The sequence below is a fragment of the Tatumella sp. UCD-D_suzukii genome, from assembly GCF_000611875.2.
Classification (GTDB): domain Bacteria; phylum Pseudomonadota; class Gammaproteobacteria; order Enterobacterales; family Enterobacteriaceae; genus Tatumella; species Tatumella ptyseos.
This window is the reverse complement of sequence record NZ_JFJX01000040.1, coordinates 1-868: the sequence shown is the minus strand read 5'-3', so window position 1 is coordinate 868 and position 868 is coordinate 1. Positions and strand designations below refer to the sequence as shown.

The 868-nt window shown below is 26.5% G+C and carries 1 pseudogene; it reads left to right on the top strand.

Features of this window, described 5'->3' with window-relative positions:
• The first annotated feature begins 1 nt into the window (after position 1).
• A pseudogene (locus tag CG67_RS18545) lies at positions 2–571 on the top strand (cbb3-type cytochrome c oxidase subunit I).
• Positions 572–868: the final 297 nt, after the last annotated feature.

Here is an 868-nt window from a genome sequence, read left to right as displayed (position 1 = left end):
CATAGAACCTTTATTTAATAATAGAAATTGTTATAATATTGTTATTACTGCTCATGCTATTGTAATAGTATTTTTCTTAATTATGCCAATCACTATAGGTGGATTTGGAAACTTACTAATTCCTTTAATAATCATAGCTCCTGATATGTCATTCCCACGATTAAATAACTTTAGATTTTGAATTTTAATCCCATCTACTAGATTAATAACTTTAAGAATAATAATAATAGGAGTTGGGTCAGGATGAACTTTATATCCACCTTTTACTTTAACTCAAAGCCATACAGATTATTCAATAGAATTAATAATTTTTAGTTTACATTTAGCAGGGATTTCTTCAATTTTAAGATCTATTAATTTTATCACTACAATTTATAATATAAGAATGATTCCAGTAAAAAAAATATCTTTATTTATCTGGTCAATTCTTTTAACGGCTATATTGTTAATTTTATCTCTTCCAGTATTAGCAGGTTCAATTACCATACTTTTATTCGATCGTAATTTTAATTCTTCTTTTTTTAATCCTATGGGGGGAGGTGATCCAATTTTATTTCAACACTTATTTTGATTTTTTGGGCATCATGAAGTTTATATTTTAATTTTACCTGGATTTGGTATAATTTCACATATTGTTTATCAATCTTCAATAAAATCCTCAACGTTTGGGCATATAGGAATAATTTTTGCTATAGTGTCAATTAGATTAATGGGGATAGTAGTATGAGGTCATCATATATTCACAGTAGGAATAGATATTGACACTCGGGCTTTCTTCTCATCAGCAACAATGATTATTGGAATTCCTACAGGAATTAAGGTATTTAGATGATTAATTACTTTAACTAAAGAAAAAATTAAATTAGAT